Annotated in this window: 15 protein-coding genes; 9 read left to right on the plus strand and 6 right to left on the minus strand. The window is 68.8% G+C overall.

The genetic code is table 11. The features are described 5' to 3' along the window. Positions 1-324 precede the first annotated feature (324 nt). The 9 genes from OG310_RS35990 to OG310_RS36030 all read left to right on the plus strand — a co-directional run bounded on the left by OG310_RS35990 (position 325) and on the right by OG310_RS36030 (position 9,785). Entirely contained in the window at positions 325-1,377 is a 1,053-nt protein-coding gene (locus OG310_RS35990; RefSeq protein ID WP_329453802.1) for a hypothetical protein, read from the plus strand. 329 nt (positions 1,378-1,706) lie between these two features. Next, the gene (locus OG310_RS35995) at positions 1,707-1,889 is read left to right on the plus strand and encodes a hypothetical protein (protein WP_329453801.1); all 183 of its coding nucleotides are present in this window, start codon (positions 1,707-1,709) and stop codon (positions 1,887-1,889) included. A 109-nt stretch (positions 1,890-1,998) separates the two neighbouring features. Continuing rightward, positions 1,999-3,468, plus strand: a complete 1,470-nt coding sequence (locus OG310_RS36000; protein ID WP_329453800.1) for an SAVED domain-containing protein — start codon at positions 1,999-2,001, stop codon at positions 3,466-3,468. Positions 3,469-3,705: 237 nt separating this feature from the next. Next, entirely contained in the window at positions 3,706-4,671 is a 966-nt protein-coding gene (locus OG310_RS36005) for an SMODS domain-containing nucleotidyltransferase (protein ID WP_329453799.1), read from the plus strand. Beyond that, entirely contained in the window at positions 4,668-5,264 is a 597-nt protein-coding gene (locus OG310_RS36010) for a hypothetical protein (protein ID WP_329453798.1), read from the plus strand. Before OG310_RS36005 ends, OG310_RS36010 begins: the two co-directional genes overlap by 4 nt. Continuing rightward, complete coding sequence (locus OG310_RS36015; protein ID WP_329453797.1) at positions 5,258-6,532, plus strand: HesA/MoeB/ThiF family protein; 1,275 nt, start codon at positions 5,258-5,260, stop codon at positions 6,530-6,532. Before OG310_RS36010 ends, OG310_RS36015 begins: the two co-directional genes overlap by 7 nt. Continuing rightward, positions 6,517-7,047, plus strand: a complete 531-nt coding sequence (locus OG310_RS36020; RefSeq protein ID WP_329453796.1) for a Mov34/MPN/PAD-1 family protein — start codon at positions 6,517-6,519, stop codon at positions 7,045-7,047. Before OG310_RS36015 ends, OG310_RS36020 begins: the two co-directional genes overlap by 16 nt. A 34-nt stretch (positions 7,048-7,081) precedes the next feature. Next, positions 7,082-7,942 (plus strand): nucleotidyltransferase domain-containing protein, encoded by an 861-nt coding sequence (locus OG310_RS36025; protein WP_329453795.1) that lies wholly within the window; start codon positions 7,082-7,084, stop codon positions 7,940-7,942. A 304-nt stretch (positions 7,943-8,246) separates the two neighbouring features. After that, positions 8,247-9,785: an ISL3 family transposase gene (locus OG310_RS36030; protein WP_443078506.1), complete on the plus strand. Its 1,539-nt coding sequence runs from the start codon at positions 8,247-8,249 to the stop codon at positions 9,783-9,785. Positions 9,786-9,954: 169 nt separating this feature from the next. On the opposite strand, the gene OG310_RS36035 is transcribed toward OG310_RS36030, so the two are convergent. The 6 genes from OG310_RS36035 to OG310_RS36060 form a co-directional block, all read right to left on the minus strand. Beyond that, positions 9,955-11,196 carry a Wadjet anti-phage system protein JetD domain-containing protein gene (locus OG310_RS36035; RefSeq protein WP_329453794.1) on the minus strand — a complete coding sequence of 414 codons (1,242 nt, stop codon included), beginning with the start codon at positions 11,194-11,196 and terminating at the stop codon, positions 9,955-9,957. 1 nt (position 11,197) lies between these two features. Beyond that, on the minus strand, positions 11,198-14,617 hold the full coding sequence (locus tag OG310_RS36040; RefSeq protein WP_329453793.1) for an ATP-binding protein: 3,420 nt from the start codon (positions 14,615-14,617) through the stop codon (positions 11,198-11,200). Beyond that, positions 14,614-15,231: a DUF4194 domain-containing protein gene (locus tag OG310_RS36045; protein WP_329453792.1), complete on the minus strand. Its 618-nt coding sequence runs from the start codon at positions 15,229-15,231 to the stop codon at positions 14,614-14,616. Before OG310_RS36045 ends, OG310_RS36040 begins: the two co-directional genes overlap by 4 nt. Beyond that, the gene (locus OG310_RS36050) at positions 15,228-16,712 is read right to left on the minus strand and encodes a DUF3375 domain-containing protein (RefSeq protein ID WP_329453791.1); all 1,485 of its coding nucleotides are present in this window, start codon (positions 16,710-16,712) and stop codon (positions 15,228-15,230) included. The genes OG310_RS36045 and OG310_RS36050 overlap by 4 nt, the downstream gene beginning before the upstream one ends. A 303-nt stretch (positions 16,713-17,015) precedes the next feature. Then, positions 17,016-18,140: an ATP-binding protein gene (locus tag OG310_RS36055; protein ID WP_329459967.1), complete on the minus strand. Its 1,125-nt coding sequence runs from the start codon at positions 18,138-18,140 to the stop codon at positions 17,016-17,018. Positions 18,141-18,262: 122 nt separating this feature from the next. Beyond that, positions 18,263-19,729: a hypothetical protein gene (locus tag OG310_RS36060; RefSeq protein WP_329453790.1), complete on the minus strand. Its 1,467-nt coding sequence runs from the start codon at positions 19,727-19,729 to the stop codon at positions 18,263-18,265. Positions 19,730-19,759: the final 30 nt, after the last annotated feature.

Raw genomic sequence — 19,759 nt, forward strand, 5'->3', positions numbered from 1 at the left:
AACATGCCCTAGAAGAAAGGCTGTTGGGGTCTCGCCGGGTCATAGTCCGGCTGCGGGTCCGCCGGTACTTCTGTGACCGGAAGAGCTGTTCCCGCAAGACGTTCGTCGAGTAGGTGCCGGGACTGTCCGAGCGGCACCGCCGCTCCAGCACCGGCAACGTCTTCGTTCGCGGGCCCGGCTGGGGGAGTAGAGGGGTTACACGAGTGGCCCGGCCTTCAGGCCAGGCCTGCTCGCGTACGCGGTTATGAGCTTGGCTGCCAGAGCGGACCGGTGCCGGACCGAAAATCCTGCCCGCATGTCAGTGGGGCTGGCGACACTTGGTCCATGATGCTCGACCGTGCCGACTTGGCACCGCCACTGCTGGTCTCCTCCGGATCGGCGTTCAACCCCATGGTGCTAGACCGGCCGACGCTGCTGCCCATCCTCGATGCCAATGCGCTGCTGGTCGAAGCCTGCTCTCTGGCCAGGCACGGCGGCCGGCAGGACCGGGTCACCGCGCTGGCCGGCACCGGCCACGCCACCCCGTACACCGCCGCGCACGTCCCCGGCGAAGTCGACGAACACCTGGCCAAGATGGCCGACCACTTCGAGGTAGCGGAGCGTCAGGCACGCCGCGTGCTCGATCAGCAGATATGGCCCGCCCTTCGGGTGGTCGACCTGGAGATCCGTGATCACCTGTCCTGGCGGACCCGTCACATCCTGCGGGTCGACCGGGAGATGCCGCTGAAGTACCGGGGCGACCCGGACGACGCGCCCACGATGGCGCTCGCAGAGTTCCTGGGGCCGTGCGTCATCGTCTCCCAGTACAGTGTCTTCGCCCGCTTCGGGTTCGCCGTCATCGAGTGGATCCCCGTCGCCCAGAGCGTGCTGCGCCTGGCCGGCCTGGAGGCCACCGCCGCGAACGGCCTGGTACTCATCGAGCTGGTACTCCGGCTGTTCGGCGAGGGCACCCACCGCCTGGTGGCCCTTGTCGCGCGCAACCCGCTGGCCGCGACGGCCGCCGTGGGCGGCCTGCTGTGGTGGTGCTACCACCGCGGCTACCTGACCCGCGACAACTGGCGGCGGGGCCTCTCGCGGATGGGGGATGCAGCTATGCCGCTGCTGGAGCTGGCCGAAGCCGGGATGATGGAGCACCAGACGCTCAGTGACTCACTTCTGGTGGTAGAGCCCCCGGTCTACCCGACCAGCGAGCAGTTGGCCGCCCGCTACCTCGCGCGCTGCGGCCGGCCCCTGATGCCCGGCGAACTGCGTGACGCGCTCGCCCGACGCGGCCACACGGTCTCCGCCGCGCAGTTGAAGAGGGACATGCTCGCCCACGGCGCGTTCATCCGCGCCCCAGGCGACCTGTGGACCGTCGGCCGCCCGGTGCAGCGATAGCACGATCGCGCTCAGAAATCCGAGTCAGAGGGCCAGGACGTCCCGCAACTTCCGTACGGCGCACTCGTGATGGCGCTCGGTGGGGGATCGCCTCGTACGGGTCCAGGGCGCAGCGGTGGACCAGGCGGGTGCGGTAGTCGGCCAGCAGCGTGGCCAGGGTGGCAGTCGTACGGCGGCAGGCCTGTTCGCTGTCGCCGTCGTGGTGGGCACAGGCGGCCGGCGTCGATGTGCAGCAGGGCGCGCGTCACGGTGCTGGCCGACGCCGACAGCTCCGGCGCCCGCTGCTGGCTCTCGCGGGCGCGGGCCGTGTCTGCGAGCGTGGTGTAGGCGTGGCTGAGGTGGACGCGGTGCTTCTTCTCGCCGTACGCCAACCAGGTGTCCGCCCCTTCTCTCTCGGGGAGCCGTTTCATGAGAGCGCCGGCATCCGCGAGCGCGGCGCGGGCCTGCTCACCCACGACCAGGTCCAGCAGTACGCTCTGCCCGCGGCCGCGGGCAAGCGCGACGACCCGTGATGGCCGGCCTTCGCCCGCCGCTACGGCTTCGATACGACCATCCCGTGCAATGGGAAGTCGAAGCCCTCGAACAGCTGCAGCTCACCCCCAAGATCACGGAGCGGACCTCATGCCTGAACTTCCGGCCCCCGGTCCCACCGGCGTGCGGATTGCCGGCGATAAATACCAGTGGCTCTGGGCCTGGCAGGGCTGCGTCACAGCACTGCGGGACGCCGCTACCCGCGCACCCAACCCGGTTGTCTGCGTCGGTGTCGAGGCCGACCAGGTGGGCAATCTGGACGACGTTGTCCTGTACCGGGCCAGCCCTCCGCACACCTACGCCCAGGTGAAGTACACCGCTGACGCCGCCACCCCCGTCAACGAGACGTACCTGTTCACTCCCAGCGCCTCCGGCGGCCCCTCGCTCCTGAAGAAGATCACCCAGAGCTGGCAACGTCTGACCGTCGACGGGGTGCCGGTCGACGTGGCACTGATCAGCAACCGGGCGCCCGACCCCGCTGACTCGCTCGTCTCGCTGCGTGATCCACGTACCCAGACCCTCATGCCCAAGGCCGGTCAGCAAGGACCCCGATCCGCGAAAGGCCAAGCCCGCGGGCGCTGGGCGGCGAACGCCGGGACAGACGAAGAGCAGCTTCTCGACCTGCTGCGCGTGCTGCGTTTCGACATCGCCCGCGACCCCTTGCACCTCCACGAACACCTGCAGCTGCTGATGTTCGCTGCGGGCCTTCGCCCCGACACGGCTGCGGTGCAGGCCGGCGCGGACTGGGTGGCCCGCCAGGTGATCAACGGTCAGCGCACGCTGTCCCTGGCCCAGATCACCGATGCCGTCCAGACGCTCGCGCTCACGGCCGGTCCCAACCGCGCCGTCGTGTCGATCGCCACCCTCAAGCCCGACCCGATGGCCGACGACGCCGACTACGCTGTCGACTGGGCCGACCGCTTCGAGGGAGACACCGCCTACTCCAAGTACCGCCCCAAGGCCCCCGCTACCTGGGTGCAGCTCCAGGAGGAGATCGAGGCGGCGCCCCACCGGCTTCCCCCCGGAACAGCCGCCGTGGCGGTAACCGGCAGCCTGCGCCTTGCGCCCGCCTTCCTCACCGGCAGCGCCTTCCGCATGGTCACCGGCGCCGACTTGGCAGTACTCCAGCGCGGCCAACTCTGGTCCTCCACCGAGCCCTACGACACGGCGCTCGCCCCCGCCCAGGAGACCCACGCGATCGGCCGGGGCCAGGACCTGGCCGTGGCCATCGCGGTGGCCACCGACCCCACCGCCGACGTCCTGGAGTTCCTGCGATACCGGCAACTACCGGTATCGCGCCTCCTGGTCCTGCGCCCGCCCACCGGCGCCAAGGACAACTCGATCCCCGACGCCGCCACCGCCAACGCCCTGGCCGTCGGTATCCGTGACGCTCTTCGTACGGCCAGCCGCGGCGCATCCCGGATCCACCTCTTCCAGGCATGCCCCATGGGCCTGGCCCTGCTGCTCGGCCACCGCTGGAACCGGCTGCGCCCCACCGTGGTGTACGAGCACGTGGCAACGCAGGACGTCTACGAGGCGGCCTTCACCGTGGACGCCTGAACCACACCCGCCTCAGCCTCAAGAAGCAGGCGCTACGGACCCCACCACACATCTGAACGCCCCGGCACCACCCCGCCCCGCAGGCGGCGGCTGACGACGCCGGGGCGTTGTCAGTGGCGGGTCCTAGGCTTGTCGGAAGGAACAGCTGTCGGTGCTGCCAGCTCGCCCGCCGACCGTCTCCTGACGGCCGGCGGCGGCGCGCACTCGGGCTGAACGACGAGCCTGAGGAGGCACGTGATGGGGATCAACGACGCGTTCGATCAGCTCCAGGGAGAGGTCAACGCCGATATCGACCAGGTCAAGCTGGCGCGCGAGCGCCGGGACACCTTCAAGAAGGCCCTGCTCGGCGAGGAGGACGTCCTGGAGACGTTCGGCTCGGGATCCCTGAGCCGAAGCACCCAGCTCAAGCCCATCCACGACGTGGACATAGTCGTGGTCTACGACGCGGCCGCGCACCCGGGCTGGGGCGCACCGGGCGACAGCGCGGGCGATGCCCTGGAGCACGCCAGCGGTCAGATCCACCGGCTGGGCCAGACCTACGGCACCGTCGCCCAGGAAGTCCGTCGGGCCGCTCCGCGCAACCATGCGGTCAAATGCTTCCTGGACGACAAGGACGAGGAGGAGGCGTTCACGGTCGACGTCATGCCGGCACTGCGCCAGAGCGACGGCACCCTGCTGATCCCGGAGAAGCTCAACCGCCGCTGGGTCCCGGCAGACCCGGAGTACCTGATCCGCAAGGTCGCCGAGCACCAGGGCGAGTGGGAGCACTTCCGCCCGCTGGTGCGGGTACTCAAAGACTGGCGCCACAGTGCGCCGGTCCAGGGCCGCGTCAAGTCCCTGGTCGTGGAGGTCCTCGCACTGAAGTGCATGCCGAAAGAGGGCAGCCGCGCGGAAGGACTGAAGACGTTCTTCACCGCCGCCGCGGTCAGGGTCAACGAAGGAGTCTCGGATCCCGCGGGCCTGTGCGGGGAGGTGCAGCCCGACCTGGACTACGCCGGACTCTCCGACGCGTTCGCCGATGCCGCGGACCTCGCTGAGCGGGCCTGCGCCGCTGCTGCTGCCGGGGACACCGACGGTGCGCTGCGACTGTGGCAGGACATCTTCGGCGACGGTTTTCCCGCACCCGCCAAGCCCACGTCGAAGATCACGGGCACACCCGCCCTGATCGCACCTCGGCCGATCAAGGACGCACCCCAGGGATGACGGCCATGGTCAGGCCCGAACCTGAACCGATCACATGGTGGAAAGCCGAACCCCGGCGTCTTGAAAGGGACCAGGCCGAGATCACCGCCCGGTTCAGCGCCCTGGTGTGGAACAGTGACGGCGCCGGCACCTGGACCGGCGTCCTGCCGCGCTGGCCGTTCGACCGTCCAGAACCGCCGAACCTCAGTGCCTGGGTGGGGGAGCAGGGGCTGCGCCTGACCGTTGCCTACAACCAGGCCTACCCCATGGTGGAGCCCTCTCTGCAGCCCCTGGACCCCGTACCGCTGCCCCAGGAGTGGACCCAGACCCGCTGGCACGTCAACGGAGACGGCACCCTGTGCCTGCTGCGGGAACACGCCTGGTGGACCGGACGGGACTCGCTCATCGACCTGCTGCTCAAAGCGGCTGGATGGCGGCTGGAGTACGCGCTGATGAAACACGGCGTCATCCAGGAGATGTCCCACTGCGGCATCGTCAGCGACAACCGCCACGATCACCTCTTCTCCCAGCCGCCGCCCGCAGTCGGTGAAACCGATACCGCACCCGCAACCGGCCAAGCGGACACCGGCCCGAAGGCAGAGGCGCCGTGCTGATTCTCTTTCCGCACCTGGCTGCCGCCACGATCCGCCAGGCCGGCACATGGGGCTACCTGACCCTGCGTGTCAGCGCCCCGGACGAACTGGCCGTGGTGTGCGCCCTGTCGGACGGCGACAACCCCAGAGTCCCGGTCGACCCCGAGCCCGCCGAACGGCTCCTTGCGAACTGCGACCCCGCTCCGATCAGCCTGTGGTATCGGGTCGACCCCGCCTTGCACCTGGCCTGGGCGCACTGCCACGCCCGCCAGGACACGGTCATTCCCCGAACAGCATTCCGGGACGCCGTACGCGGCGGCTACCGGACCTTCGGAACGCCCTACCTTGCCGTGACCTACGCGCCCGGCGTGGCAGAGGCCTTCCCCGGCGCCGCACTGCCCGACCTGGTCGCCTGGCAAGTCACCCCAGAAGGCGCCCTCCCGCTCGACATCCTCATCCAGCCCGCCGTCACCGGCATCGCCCAACTGGAGCCGCACTGGCCGGCAGCGCACCTGCAGAAGACCCACGCTCTCCTGGTCGGGGCCGGCAGCATCGGCAGCGCCACTGCCCACGCACTGGCCGGCTACGGCATCGGACAGCTGACCCTGATGGATCCCGACCGCCTGTCCTGGCACAACCTGGTGCGCCACACCAGCGCCAGCCGCTACATCGGCCGCCACAAAGTCACAGCCCTGGCCGAAGAGCTCACCCGGCTGCGCCCGGACACCCAGGTTCAACCGCTGCCCTGGGACGTGATCGCCCAAGCAGACCGTGTACGGGCGCTGCTTCCCACCGTCGACATCGTGGTGTGCACCGCCGACGGCGTCGCGGCCCGCAGAACCATCGGCCACCTCGCACGTCGTGCCGGCGTCACCGCCGTCCTGGCATGCGTCCTGCAGGACGGCGCCATCGGCGAGGTACTCAGGCTCCAGCCCTGGCCCCGCCACGGCTGCCTGACCTGCCGCCGTCAAACGCTGGTGAACAACGGGGGCATGGACCCCGAGCCCGCCCTGGACGCCGGCTACGGCACCGGCACACGCCACCGACCGATGACCGCAGTCGGCCCCGATCTGCACCTGGTCGCCCACCTCGCGGCCAAAACAGCCGTAGCCACCGTCTTGGAACGCGCCGGGCACCCCGACCAGCGGCTGCCCGGCGAACACGCGCTCCTGGCACTGCGCCGCCAGCCCGACTGCTCCCCGCCGTTCGACCTGAACCGCACCGGCGAACTGCGCTGGCTGCCCGCACCGCCCCCCGAACCGCGCTGCCCCACATGCGAAGCACCATGACCGTCCAACAGCCGGTCACCCGGGTACGCATGACCGCCCGAGCGGTCCGCAGCATCACGACAGAGCTGGCCACCAACGACCACGACACCGAAACCGGTGGCATCCTTCTGGGCCGCCACGATCGCGACACCGTCGTCGTTCGCCACGCCGGCACCCCCGGCCCCGCCGCCGTACGGACACCGACATCCTTCCTGCGCGACCTGGCACATGCTCAAGCCTTCGCGGACCAGGCGTTCGCCGCCGACGGCAGCGTCTGGATCGGCGAATGGCACACCCATCCCACGGGCGCCACGACGACCCCCAGCCCGCGCGATGCAAGCACCTACCGCCGGCTCCTGGATGACCCGGAATTGGCCTTCCATACCCTCATCGCCGTCATCCTCGCCCCTCACCAGGGCAACTGGGCAGTCGAGGCATGGGCCTGCCGCCACCACAGGATCACGGCCACGCAACTGCAGCTCCCCATACGCCTCACGTCCTCGACAGACCACCGTGACCATGGAGGCTCGTCATGACCACCCCGGCCGGACCCCGATGGAGGTCTCTTCCGTGAAGCGCGCTCGTGCCACGTTGCTGCTGACCGAGATGCTCGACCGCCTGGAAGGAGGCGAATGGCCGCTGGACCTGGTCGACCAGATCCTGGTGTTCGGCTCCTACGCCCGCGGCGCGCTGGAGCCGCACGACGTCGACGTCGTGGTGGAGCACCGCACCGACAACCGGCTGACGTCCGAGTTCGTCCATGCCCTGTCCTACGGCGGCGATCCGTCCGGATCGATGAAACGCGCCTTGAAAGGCCGCAGCCGCGGCCTGCAGCTCCACTTGCGCGAGCGCAGCACCCTGGAGGAGGACGGCTTCCCCTTGACCGTGCTGTGGACCCGCCCCGAACCCGTCGCCACCGCCCGCGCCCGCCTGGCCGCCCTCACCCCCGACCCCACCGCCGGCCGGGCCCCGCGCGACCACATGATCGAGGCATTCGAGGGCCTGGACCGGTGGATACCACGACCAGTCCGCATCGAACTCGTCGACCTGGTCTCCCGGGGAGCCATCCGCATCGACCGCCTGGACCTGCCCGACGCGGTACCGCAGCATCCAGCAGCGCTCGAAGCACTGCACCGCTGGACCGAGACCAGCCCGCTGCGCCGCGCCGCCGCCGGGGCACTGGCCCATCTGGAGAGCACCGAGCACACCGTGGACCACGTGCTACTCCACGGTGAACCCTTGACAGGTAGCCACTACAGCGCTCCCTCGCCCACGGTGGGGATCGGACTCGGCTGGCGCGGCTTCGGTTACCTGTCCCGATTGCTGGAAGATGTGAGCGATTGGTTCGAGGTGATCCGCCCGACCCGGACCCAGCCCCTGCATACCCTGCACCTGACCGTCCTTGACCACACTGCCGTGAGGGCGCGCTGACCGCGCCGGCGCGGATCCACTCCAACGGCTCCCTGCCTTCCTCGCTACCCGCACCACACCCGACTTTCCCTGCCCGGCCCCCCTTCCGGTCCGGACTCGAAAGCGGACCGGGGGAGGAGTATTGATCGCACCGTCCTCAATAGACGGAGCGACAACCGCCAACCCATCGGCCGTGACGCTATGGAGCTTCCGTCCTACGGCCCCGTTCACTGCGCACGGTGTGCGGCGCGCACGGGTCTGTAAAGCGAGCGGCTCTGTTCCGTAGTCGGTGGTGACGTTGAGTCGTCGCATGCCATCATGAGACATGACTGACATCAACTCCCTTGTAGGTGTGGTGTTTTCCGGGTTGTCGGCGCTGGTCATCGAGGATGTGGAGGACGGTGGCGAGGTGATCCGGGTGACTGCCCGGACCCGGGATGTTCCCGTGCCCTGTCCGGTGTGCGGGGTGGTGACGGGGAAGGTGCACGGGTATCACGGCCGGACGGTGGCGGATGTGCCGGTGGACGGCCGCCGGGTCGTGGTCCATGTCCGGGTGCGGCGTCTGGTCTGCCCGGTCCTGGGCTGCCGGCGGCAGACCTTCCGCGAGCAGGTGCCCGGGCTGCTGGAGCGCCTCCAGCGCCGCACCACGCGTCTGACCGGCCAGATCTCCGGGGTGGTCAAGGAGTTATGCGGCCGGGCGACCTCCCGCCTCACCCGCATCCTGGTCACGCCCGTTTCCTACGCCACCGCCCTGCGCCTGCTGCGGCGCATCCCCACCCCGACGGTGCGCGTTCCACGGGTTGTCGGGGTCGACGACTTCGCCCTGCGCCGCCGGCACCGCTACGCCACGATCATCATCAACGCCGAGACCGGGGAACGCATCGACGTACTCCCCGACCGCGAGGCCGCCATCCTGGAGGCATGGCTGCGCGGGAGGACCGGGATCGAGGCCGTATGCCGCGACGGCTCGGCCACCTACGCCGAGGCGATCCGCCGGGCGCTGCCCGGCACGGCGCAGGTCAGCGACCGCTGGCACCTGTGGAGCAACCTGTGCGACAAGACCCTGGCCGAAGTCCGCGCCCACGCCCCCTGCTGGGCCACCGTCAACCCGCCCCGTCCCGGCGGGGTGCGCGAGCAGACCACCCGCGAGCGCTGGCACAAGGTCCACGACCTCCTCGACAAAGGCGTTGGCCTGCTGGACTGCGCTCGCCGCCTGGACCTGTCCCTGAACACGGTCAAGCGCTATGCACGCACCCCCGAGCCGCCCACCGAGCGCATCGCCCCACGCTATCGGCCCACCCTGGTCGACCCCTACCGCGAGCACCTGCGCACGCGTCGCGCAGCCGAGCCCGGCGTGCCCGTCACGCACCTCCTGCACGAGATCAGGGAACTCGGCTACACCGGCAGTGCCAACCTGCTGGTCCGCTACCTCAACCAGGGCCGCGCCGAAGGCGACCGCCCCGTCACCACCCCCCGCCGCCTCGCCCGGCTCCTGCTCACCCACCCCGACCACCTGCGGACCAAGGACACCGACCTGCTCAGCCTCCTCACCGCGACCTGCCCCGAGATGACCCAGCTCACCGCCCTCATCCGCGACTTCGCCGCCCTGCTGACACCCGCCAGCGGCAACGACTCCAAGCTCACCGAGTGGATCACCCAGGCCCGCGGCGCAGACCTGCCCCACCTGCACACCTTCTGCAACGGCCTGGAACTCGACCGCGCCGCCGTCAACGCCGGCCTGACCCTCCCCTGGAGCAACGGCCGCACCGAAGGCGTCAACACCCACACCAAGAAGATCATGCGGCAGATGCACGGCCGAGCCGGATTCGAGCTCCTCCGCCACCGCATCCTACTCAGCACATAGACACCCAACGTCACCACCGACTACGGAACAGAGCCGGTGAGCGTACAGACCCCTTCGCGCTCGCCGACCCGCGGCGAATGGATCTTCAGCGGACTGAGCGCCGCCCTCGTCGGCATTCTCGGATGAAGGGGAAGAAAAGGGTCGGCGCCTGAGGAAGTGATGTCTCACCTCATTCCTGCGGGGATCTGGGCCGTCCCTCGTCGTGGGGTAGCTGCGAGGGGTGGCTGTGAAGGCTGGCCAGTGCTGTCTGGACGGCGGAGAAGCGTATCCGTTCTTGTTCCAGTCGTATGCCGTGCCCGAAGTCGTCGTCCACGAGACTCTGGTAGAGGTCGGTTTCCTCGCCGGTCAGTGACTGCAGGTGTTCCTGGGTGGGCTTGGGCTCCTTCACCCACTGGCCCCGGTGGGCCGTCAGGGTGGAGCGGTCCATCAGGATCGACTCCGTGTGGGGGAAGACGCGGCGCAGTCGGTCGAGGATCGCGAAACCGTGGGTGTCCAGGTCGCCCCAGTACACGAGTCGCTTGTCGTGGAGCCAGTGCAGTTCGGCGAGCCGGGTGACGGCGTATCCGCTGCCGAGGATCACCATGCTCGCGGGCTGGGGCGGGAAGGCGAGGTAGGTGGTCTCGTTCTCGACGATGAAGATGGTTGTGATGTCGGGCGGGGATGCGGTGAACTCATCGACGCGCACGGTCAGTTCGTTGAATCCGGCGATAGAGGTGTCGCTGAGGAGACGGAATCTGGCGTAGGCGGGCTTGCCCCGGAAGCGGAAGCGGGCGGTGAAGCTGGTGCGCGGCGCTTCGGTGTCGATCCGGTCGGCGGGCAGGCAGTGCTCCAGCAGAGTGGTCAGGATGGCGCGGTGGCTCTCGATGAACTTGGTGTCCACGCCCGGTACGTCGATCTGCCGTAGATAGAGCGGCGGACCCTGGTAGTCCAGGATCCAGCGGACGGTCTGGTGCAGGCGCTCCCAATCCGTTTCGAGGTCCAGGACTTTCATGGGATAGGCGGTCATCCAGGCCGCAAGCTCAGGGGTGGCCTTTCGGGCGGAGGCCAGCAGCGTTTGGAAGCGGTGGACGGCGCTGGTGACGCCGAGGAGGTCCCACAGCTGTTCGCGGCGGTCGATCCATGCCTGGTGAGGGAGGTCGTTGGCGCCGACGACGCGTCCTCCGACTCGCCGGTGCTCGATGCGCGAGAACTGCTGCCGGGCGGAGTCCCAGGTGTGGACCCAGGTGCGGACGGCGTCGAAGTCGCGGGTCAGCTCGGAGGGTTTGGGGCCGCCCAGCGGGATGCAGAGCGGTTCGAAGGGATGTTGCTCGGCGAGCGCGGTGAGGAAGTCACCGCGCATCCAGCGTCTGCGCAGGCGGTCTGTGACGTCTGCGGGTGTGGTCCATGCCCGGCGGTCGGTCGGCGCCACCATGTCAGTGCCCCCGGCCGGTGCCGGCGCCCTGCAGCGCGGACAGGGTGTGGGCGAGGCGCTCCTGGCGGTACTGCGTGATGGTCAGGGTCCGCAAGCGTGAGTCGTGGCCGTCGGGGTTGTCGACGAAGCCGACGGCGGACACGTACGGCTCGATGACGTGGATCTTTTGGAGGGGTGTGACGATGAGGAGTTGCAGGCCGAGCCGTTTGAAGAGGTCGAGGGCGAATCGGGCGGAGTCCTCGGAGCCGCGGCCGAAGGCTTCGTCGATGACGACGAATCGGAAGGTCTTGGATCGGGCCGAGTTCCAGTCGAGTTTGAACTGGTAGGCGAGGGAGGCGGCAAGGATGGTGTAGGCGAGTTTCTCTTTCTGTCCGCCGGACTTGCCGCCGGAGTCGGAGTAGACCTCATACTCGGTGTCGTCCTCCCGCCGCCGCTCACTGGCGCTGAAGACGAACCAGTAGCGCACGTCCGTGACGCGGCGGGTCCACGCACGGTCAGCCTCGGTGTGCCCTTCGCGGCCCTTGAAGCGTTCGATGAGACGGCGGACCTGGTGGAACTTCTCTTCGGAATAGGTGTCCGAGTGGTCGTCGGCCAGGGCGTCGTCCGTGCAGGCACGCAGTTCGGTGATGAAGTCGCGGATCTCGACGTTGGGCGTGCGATCGGTCTTCAGCGTGATGTAGCGGCCGGGGTTGTAGTCGATGCCGGCGAGTGAGTCGTTGATGATGGCGACGCGTTCGCCGATCTGGTCGGCCTGGCTGGTCAGCTGCGCGTGGAAGCCCGCGATGTCACGGATGACGTTTGTCTTCAGGTAGCTCTTGAACTGCTCCTGGAAGCGGGGCAGATCATCGGCGACCAGGCGCTGGTGCAGTTCGCGGTAGCCGCGGGCGGAGTTCACCGAGTCGTCCAGTTCGCCTGTCTCCACCGGGTACTCGCGGCGGAAGGCGCCCATCTTGGAGGCGATCGCCTGGCCGATGCGGTTCTGCTGGATGCTGAAGCGGTCCTTGGCCGAGGCCAGCTCGCCGTGCACACGGCTTTCCGCGGCAGTGCACTCGCTCACCGTCCGGCAGGCCAGCCGTGTCTGGGCCAGGCGCTGCTCGATGGCGGGAAAGTGTGCGCGGGCGGCTGCGCAGTCAGGCTCGTCCAGCAGGGCCCGGGCGGCGTCGTGCTCACGCGTCGCGGTCTTGAGGGCCTCGTTCAGGCCGCCGATGGCCAGGCCTGCCTGTTCACGGTCGTCTTCCGCCTGGGCGATCTCCTTCGCGAGCACCTCCAGGCGGCGGGTGATCTGGTCCAGGTCCTCGGAGGACTCCTCAAGGCGCCGCTTCTCCTCGGCCAGCGCCGTGATGCGGCTGACGGCCGAGGCCCAGTCGATCTCGCTGTAGTCGCGGGTGGTTGCGAGCTGGGCGAGGATCTGGCCGCGAGTGATGCTGTTGGTATGGGCGGTCTCGATGCTGATTTTCCTCTTATTGAGGTCTTTTTGTTCCTTTTGCGTGCCGCGGGCCTGGTCGAGGAGAGCGTCGATCTTCAGCTGGTTGGTCCAGCCCAGAACGTAGGAGCTGCGGTCGTCGATGCGGGTGGTGTCGTTCTTCTCGTGACGGCCCCGCGCCCCCTTGACCAAACCCTGCGGGGTGATCGCCAGGTCGGCCCGCTTGAAGTCCGCCATCGTCTCGGCGCAGATGTGTCCGGCGCGGCGGTCCAGCTCGCTGGCCAGCCAGTGGGCGAACGGGGACTCTGCCTTGACCTCCAGTTTGGAGGCCAGGACAGGGGCTTCGGTGTGCTGCGGGCGCCGCACCGGGACTGTTTCGGGGACGCGGAAGTAGACGAGCCGGGCACCGAGGTGGTGCGCGTTGATCCACTCCGACACGGGAGAGTACAGGTCGTGCGGGACCAGCAGCGAGAGCGCGAAACCCCGCAGCAGCCGTTCTGCGGCGCCGACCCATGCCTGCTCGTCGGCCCGGACCTGGATCAGTTCGCCGGCGAACGGCAGCGCACTCTCCTCGATCCCGAGCTCATGGCACAGGCGGGCGCGCAGATCCAGCTGCTTCTTGGGAATGTTGCTGCGCCGGGAGCGGAGGCTGACCAGCTCCTCGCCCAGTTCCGTCGCCTGCTGGCGCAGGCGGTTGGCATCGACCGCGAGGGCGCTCAGGGCTTCCCGGGTCTCCTGCTGCACCGTGGTGGCGGCTTGTTGGGAGTCGGCGATCTCCTGGAGGCGTTCGGTGAACTGTTCTGCGCTGCTGACAGGGCTGAGCTCCACCTGACCCAGCAGAGCGGCGTGGTCCCTTGCCCTGCGCTGACGGTCATCGCGGGCGCGCGACTCCCGTTCGATCTCCCTTTCCAGTTCGCCGAGGCGAGCGCCGCCCATTCCCGCGCGCTGCAGCTCCAACCGGCTGTGCTGCCCGTGAAGATCCTTGAGCCGGTCCTTCGCGGCCCCCCGGTCGTTCTCGTGGCGGCTCAGATCACGCTTCAGCGTGAGACGGTCCGCCTCCAGCAGGGCGGACTTGCGCTGGGCGAAGAAGAACCGCAGGGCGCTTTGCTGCGCGACGGCCTCGTCGATACTCCTGGCGAGGACGTCGTGCTGGTCGCACTCTTGAAGCAGTGGCGTGAGGGCGTCGATCTGGGCGCGTGCGCGCTGCACCGACTCATACGTGGTGGTCAGGGCGTCGAAGTGCGCCACGATCGTCTCGGTCATCATGGCTGCGTCGAAGGGTTCCAGCATGTGGCTGCGGACGAAGTCGTCGAGGCTGCCGACGGACTTCATGGACACCGTCTGGTGGAAGAGTTCCAGGGCCTGCTCGGACTCGATGCCCATGCGGCGGCGGAAGTCCTTGCTGTAGGCGGCGAACGACGGGTGCACCCGTACGCCGCTGCCGGTCAGCCGCTTCTTGAGGGACCTGACGTCGGTACCGAAGTCGGAGAAGTCGTCCGTGACGGACAGGGCCCGGTCCGCGGTGAGGAACAGGCGCTCCGGCTGGGTGGCGTTGCCGTCGGCCATCCAGAAAACCTGCGCGAGAGTGACCGTCGCGTCGTAGCCGCGGTTGGTGAACACCCCCAGGATCACCGAGTAGTTGCCCGGCTGGCGCAGGGCGACCGGACGGGTCGTGCCGGTGGCCTCGTTGCGTTCGGACTTGTAGTGGCCCAGGACGTAGGAGCGCAGGCTGCGTTCGCGGCTCTCCGCGCCGGCGGCCCGGTTGTAGGCGATGCGGTTCGCGGGCATGAACAACGTGGTGACCGCGTCGACCAGGGTGGACTTTCCCGAGCCGATGTCGCCGGTCAGCAGGGCGTTGGCGCCGCCGACTCCCAAGGACCACACGCGCTGGTGAAAAGTGCCCCAGTTGTACACCTCCAGCCGCTCCAGCCGGAACCCGGCCAGGTCGAGATCGGGGGAGGCGTCGGTGACGAACGGGCCGGACTGAGCGGGGATCACTGCTGTCCTTCCGGGGTGGTGGGGGCCGCGTACCGGGCCAGGTTCGTTTCGAAGTCGGCAAGCCACTGCCCGTCGACATAGGCCTTGATGATCCGCTGCACCTCGTACAACTGCTCCTGGTGCTTGGCGCGGCGCAGGAACTGCAGCTCCACGGCCTTGGTGATGTACGTGTCGATCTGGTCGACCAGACGCGCCTCGTTGCTGCCGGTGGGCAGGAACATGCGGATCATTTCCACGATCTCGTCGCGGGTGATCATCAGCCGGGTCTCGCCGGACCCGGCGTCGAATTCCGCCAGCCGCTTGCGCAGCAGCACGATCAGCAGACTGACCGGGTACGACAGGGACCGGCGGGGCATCAGGCGCGGCGCAGCCAAGCGCGGATCTGCGTTCTCCTCCTCGGGCTGGGAGCGCAGGAACGCATAGCCCTCGGCTTCGTCGATCACCACGGTCAGGCCCATGACGTCGACGTAGTCCTGGACGCGGGCGCGCAGTTGGAGCAGCGCTTCCCAGGCCCGCTCATGCTGGTCACGGAAGAGGGGCCCCTTGAGCAGCTGGTTGACCGGCAGGGACAGGCTGCGGGTCTGCTGTGGCATGGGTGGCACAGGCGTGGTCATGACTGCTCCTCCTTGCCCGAGGCCCAGGTGGCGCCGGAGATGGTGCGGGCGAACGCCGCCACGGGGGCTTGGACGACGTGCTGGACGCCGTCCGCGCCGGCCCAGGTGATCTCTTCGCGGCGGCTGTCGTCGAAGACCACCGTGAAACCGTCCCCGGACAGCGCGAGGTACGCGACCAATTCAGCGAGCCCCTGCTCCAGCGGGTGCTGGCGCACGAGGTCCGCCAGGGACACCTGAGCCTGCAGATCCAGTGCGCGCCGGACGGCCTCGACGAGCCGGGCCGGGTCCACATAGACCGCTTCGAACAACGCGTCGGCCGCGAACTCCTCATCCCCCACACGGATGTCGGCGCTGTCGATCGGCGTCCGGGTCACGGGCGCGTACAGCGGTCGTTCCATCGGCAGAGTGATGGTTGGGGCGGCGGCGTCGATCTCCACGATCAGGTCCATGCCGGGCGTATCACGCAGTGCGATCGCGCGGGCCTCAATGCCGCTCATCAGTTCCATGACCCGGCGGTCCTCGGACCAGGCCCGGTCGTCGAGGAAACGCCGCAGCTGCTCGGAGAGCTGGCGGACGGTCGCCTGGGTGCGCTCGGCGGCGTCCAGCCAGTCCCGGGGGATGCGCCGCATGCGGGGGTCGGGTTCGCCGATGGCGTCCATGGCTTCGACCGCGGCCAGGAGTTTCTTGAACTCGTCCTGGCGGCGGTGGGAGAGCAGGAAGCCGTAGAACGCCTGGAAGCTCCTGCCCTGGTCCGATTCGGCGATGCTCTCCCGGCTGGTGAGGATCTCGTCCAAGAGCTCGCCCTTGCTGCCGTCCCACACGGCGATCTTCCGGCGCAGTTCCCGGTCCAGGTCGCGGAAATTGGCCTCGACCTCACGGAAATCGGCGAGCAGGTCGTGTGCGGTGGCGGTCAGCTGTTGGTAGCGGTCCCGCAGACCGGAACTGTCGAGTACGTCCACGTCGCCGGCCTCGGCCCGGGCGATCTCTTCGTCGATCTCCAGACGCCGACGCTGCAGTTCCTCGAGCCGCGCCTCGGGATCGGTCTCGGCCCCGAACGTCATCTGCCTCAGCAGGTCGAAGATGGTGTTGAGACGTGACTCGGTACCGATGAAGGACCGGACCTGAAGTGACCGGATCCAGGCGATTGCCTTCTCCACCGCCGGAGTCGCGTCATAGTGCGGCTCGTCCGAGTCCGCCGGATAGTACTTGCGCAACCAGCCCGACTGCGGCCCCGACCAGTCGTCCAGATACGCCTTCGCGGACTTCGGGAACGCCCCCTGGCCAAGTCGCTCATTGAGTGCGAACAACTCGTCGTCCAGACGATCGGCCAGCTCCACACCGGCGATCGAACGGGTGCCATGCTCGACGAAGACCTTGTTGAAGAAGCTCAGCATCAGTGCCGCGTTGTCCGCCCGCAGCAGCTTCCAGGCGGAATGGTGTCTGCGCAGCGCGACCAGTTCGTCGTAGTCCAAGCTTCCCACCCCAGATTCCCGCTCACGCCGTGTGCGGGCAGTGCTCGCGTGCAGCGGCGTACCTCCCTCTGTCATGCGTCACCGCACGCTGATGCCGACATGTGCGTAAAAGCTTCGATACCCACGCCTGCACCGTAAAGCCCACCACTGACAACGGCGCTGCGTCGTGGGCGGTGGCCCCTACCGTGCTCACCGGTGCGATGCTTGCCCGCTGCGGTTGAATGTGCGGTGCCTGCCTGGTGAGCGCTCTGCACGAACGCGCTGGCTCGTCCGGCTGTCGGCATCAGCCGATCGAGCTGGGGCGGTAGCGGTTCAGCTGAGCTGGGCTGTTGCGGCGTCGATCTCTTTCATGGTGATGTTCTCGCTGCCGGTGCGGATCGCGATGACGGCGGCGGTGGAGATGACGTAGGTGAGGGCTTTGAAGTAGCCGCCGGTGCGCCGGTGCAGTTCGGCGGCGTGTTTGCTCAGGGCGTTTCCCTCGAGCCGGTACAGGCTCAAGTCGGCCTCGAAGCCCGCCAGTACGCGCCGGAACATCTCCTGTTCCTTGGCCTTGGTGCCCAGGGGCAGGGGGTGCAGCCAGGTCACCGGCAGCAGCGCGGCGGGGGAGGGCGAGACGGGCTCAGCCGGTTGTCCCGCCTGCTCGAGCCGTACCCGGTTCTCCTCGCTGACCCGGGTCAGGTCCTGGGCCAGGATGCGGGCCTGGTGCAGGAGGTGGCTGGCGCCGGTGCCGCAGAAGATGAGCGAGATGCCCAGCTTGTCGCGCAGGTAGTCGAAGTAGGGCAGTACGTTCGCCAGTTGCGGCGGCGAGGCCCGGTTGATGTCGTCGATGAGCAGCAGACGGGTCTGTGCCGTTTCCAGGACGTAGTTGACCGGCAGGGTCACGTCCTGGTGCCGGCGCATCTCCAAGACTTCCGCGAGGCTCTTCGGCTCGGGGTTGAGACCCAGGTAGGATCCGATCTCCCAGACCCAGTTCACCCTCAGCTCCGGGTCCGCGGGGGTGGTGATGTGCACCACCGGGATCGTGTTTGGCTGCCTGCCGTTCGTGGCGGCCTCGACCTCCTGCTGGGCGGTGCGCCCGATCGCACGCAACAGGCAGGTCTTGCCGGTGCCTGCGGGCCCGTCGATGACATGGTCCATCAGGCCCTCACGGCACCCGCTGTTGCGGTGGACCGCCTCGACGACCGTCTCTTGCATGTGCGTCATCGCGTCGGTGGGCACCATCCGCAGGTGCCGGTGGTAGGCGATGGCCTGCTCGTCCGACTTCCTGTCCTCGGCGGGACTGCTGCCCGCCGCCAGAACGGGCGGGTTCACCTCCTCGTCGACGAAGTGGGTCCAACCGGTGAGCTGGAACAGCGGAAGAGGCCGCATCGGAGTGTCCCTCAGCTGCTGACGCAGACGGGCTTCACGCTTGTTACGCAGTTCGACGGACGCCTTCATCACGCTTCTTCCTCATCACGGTTCCTGCCTCACACCTCCAGATCTAGCCCCGGCCCCGGAGGATGCGTCCGCCCCCGGGGCCGTCCCACGGCCGCGTCGTCCACGGCCCCTGCGCCGGCCGCCTACATCTCCCATACGTCGTCCTCGGCACCGTCATCACCGTCCGGATCGAGGTCGTCGAGGAGTTCCGCTTCGACGACCTCGTAGGCAACTGCCGGTGTTTCGGCCGTGGGGGCGTCCGGCGGGCTGCTGTCGCCGTTGTCGGGGAAGAGCGCTGCCAGTGGATGCGGGGCCTGCCCGTTGTCCGACGGCTGGTCCGCGCTGCCCGGGCCTGCGGGCAGCGCGGGGGAGACGGGTGCGGGCGGGGGAGCCAGAGGAGAGATGGGCAGCGCTGGGTAGGGACGCAGCGTCGACAGGTCGAACTCTTCCAGGTCCGCGTAGGGGTCGTGGGAGGGCTGTTCGGTCTCCAACGCCAGCCCCTGGAAGGGTGGTTCGGCTCCGGTGCGCTTGGGCGGCGGCCTGCGGCTGCGCCGCCTGCGTTCGCGCTGCGCCAGGGCCAGGGCGATCGCCTCCTCGTCCTGCTCGCTGCCGCCTGCCGCACGGTGCTGCTCGGCATGTTCCTGCCACATGTCTGCGGTCCACGGATCGTGCAGCAGGTGCCGGAGCCGGAAATCGCAGGTCACCCAGGTGTTGGCCGTGTGGTCGTAGAGCCACACCCGCTCGGGGCGGTAGGGGTTGAAGCGGCATTCCCACTTGCCCCCTGCGCCGGGCAGCTTCGAGCCGCCGCGCAGGAGGACCTCGCGGTAGTGTGCGGCGTCCTGAGCGACGGGCTGATAGGTCCGATAGTCGATCATGAAGCCGCCCTTGCCGGGGGTGACCCACTGCGACAGCAGGAAGAAGCGGTTCTGGGTGGGGGAGAGCGGCACGGCCCGGTAGCCGCTGCGGGCCACCTGGACGGCGTACATGTCGTTGGGTGACAGCACGATGTGGGGGCGGAACGGGTCGCGCAGCCCCGCATCGGGGGTCTGCTGGTACTCCAGTGCCACCCATTCCTGGGCCATCTGCTGGAGCTCGGCGATCGTGTACAGCGGCATCCGCTCGATGCCGCGGCCGCGCTTCTTGTGGCTGCGGCCCTGCCAGCCGTGCCGCACGTGCTGGCTGAAGCGGTGCGCGAGGGTGATGAAGAAGTGCTCGACGAGCGGCTTGTCGGGCGCGGTTCTCTTGCGCGCCGGGCGGCGGGCGATGCGCAGCCGGTCGCAGACCTCGGTGAAGTGCTCGCTGACGTAGGGGCTGCCCTGGTCGTAGATGATCAGTTCGGGGCGGATGACCGGGCGGGCGGCGGTGGCCTCGGTGAACCGTTCATCCGCAGCGCGAAGCGCGCCGAACGGCAGGCTGGAGGCGGCGGCCGCGCTGAGCGGGTCCCAGCCGGGCATCACCGGCCAGGGCGCGAGAGCCTGGGCCAGCATCAGGGTCAGGTCGATCGCCCGGGTCGCCCGGCCTGCGTGTCCGTTCTCGGCGTCCCGGGGGCGACTGGGCGTGATCATCAGCGCGCACATGCTGTGGGTGGCCACGTCGATCAGTGAGGACATCTCGGTGGCGGTGGGCCGGCCGTCGTCGCC

Source organism: Streptomyces sp. NBC_01497, from assembly GCF_036250695.1.
Classification (GTDB): domain Bacteria; phylum Actinomycetota; class Actinomycetes; order Streptomycetales; family Streptomycetaceae; genus Streptomyces.

What these genes read in the sequence shown, in the direction of transcription:
- OG310_RS35990 (WP_329453802.1), top strand. Translation starts at nt 325, where the DNA reads ATGATGCTCGACCGTGCCGACTTGGCACCGCCACTGCTGGTCTCCTCC.
- OG310_RS36000 (WP_329453800.1), top strand. Translation starts at nt 1,999, where the DNA reads ATGCCTGAACTTCCGGCCCCCGGTCCCACCGGCGTGCGGATTGCCGGC.
- OG310_RS36005 (WP_329453799.1), top strand. Translation starts at nt 3,706, where the DNA reads ATGGGGATCAACGACGCGTTCGATCAGCTCCAGGGAGAGGTCAACGCC.
- OG310_RS36010 (WP_329453798.1), top strand. Translation starts at nt 4,668, where the DNA reads ATGACGGCCATGGTCAGGCCCGAACCTGAACCGATCACATGGTGGAAA.
- OG310_RS36020 (WP_329453796.1), top strand. Translation starts at nt 6,517, where the DNA reads ATGCGAAGCACCATGACCGTCCAACAGCCGGTCACCCGGGTACGCATG.
- OG310_RS36030 (WP_443078506.1), top strand. Translation starts at nt 8,247, where the DNA reads ATGACTGACATCAACTCCCTTGTAGGTGTGGTGTTTTCCGGGTTGTCG.
- OG310_RS36035 (WP_329453794.1), bottom strand. Translation starts at nt 11,196, where the DNA reads ATGGTGGCGCCGACCGACCGCCGGGCATGGACCACACCCGCAGACGTC.
- OG310_RS36045 (WP_329453792.1), bottom strand. Translation starts at nt 15,231, where the DNA reads ATGACCACGCCTGTGCCACCCATGCCACAGCAGACCCGCAGCCTGTCC.
- OG310_RS36055 (WP_329459967.1), bottom strand. Translation starts at nt 18,140, where the DNA reads ATGAAGGCGTCCGTCGAACTGCGTAACAAGCGTGAAGCCCGTCTGCGT.
- OG310_RS36060 (WP_329453790.1), bottom strand. Translation starts at nt 19,729, where the DNA reads ATGTCCTCACTGATCGACGTGGCCACCCACAGCATGTGCGCGCTGATG.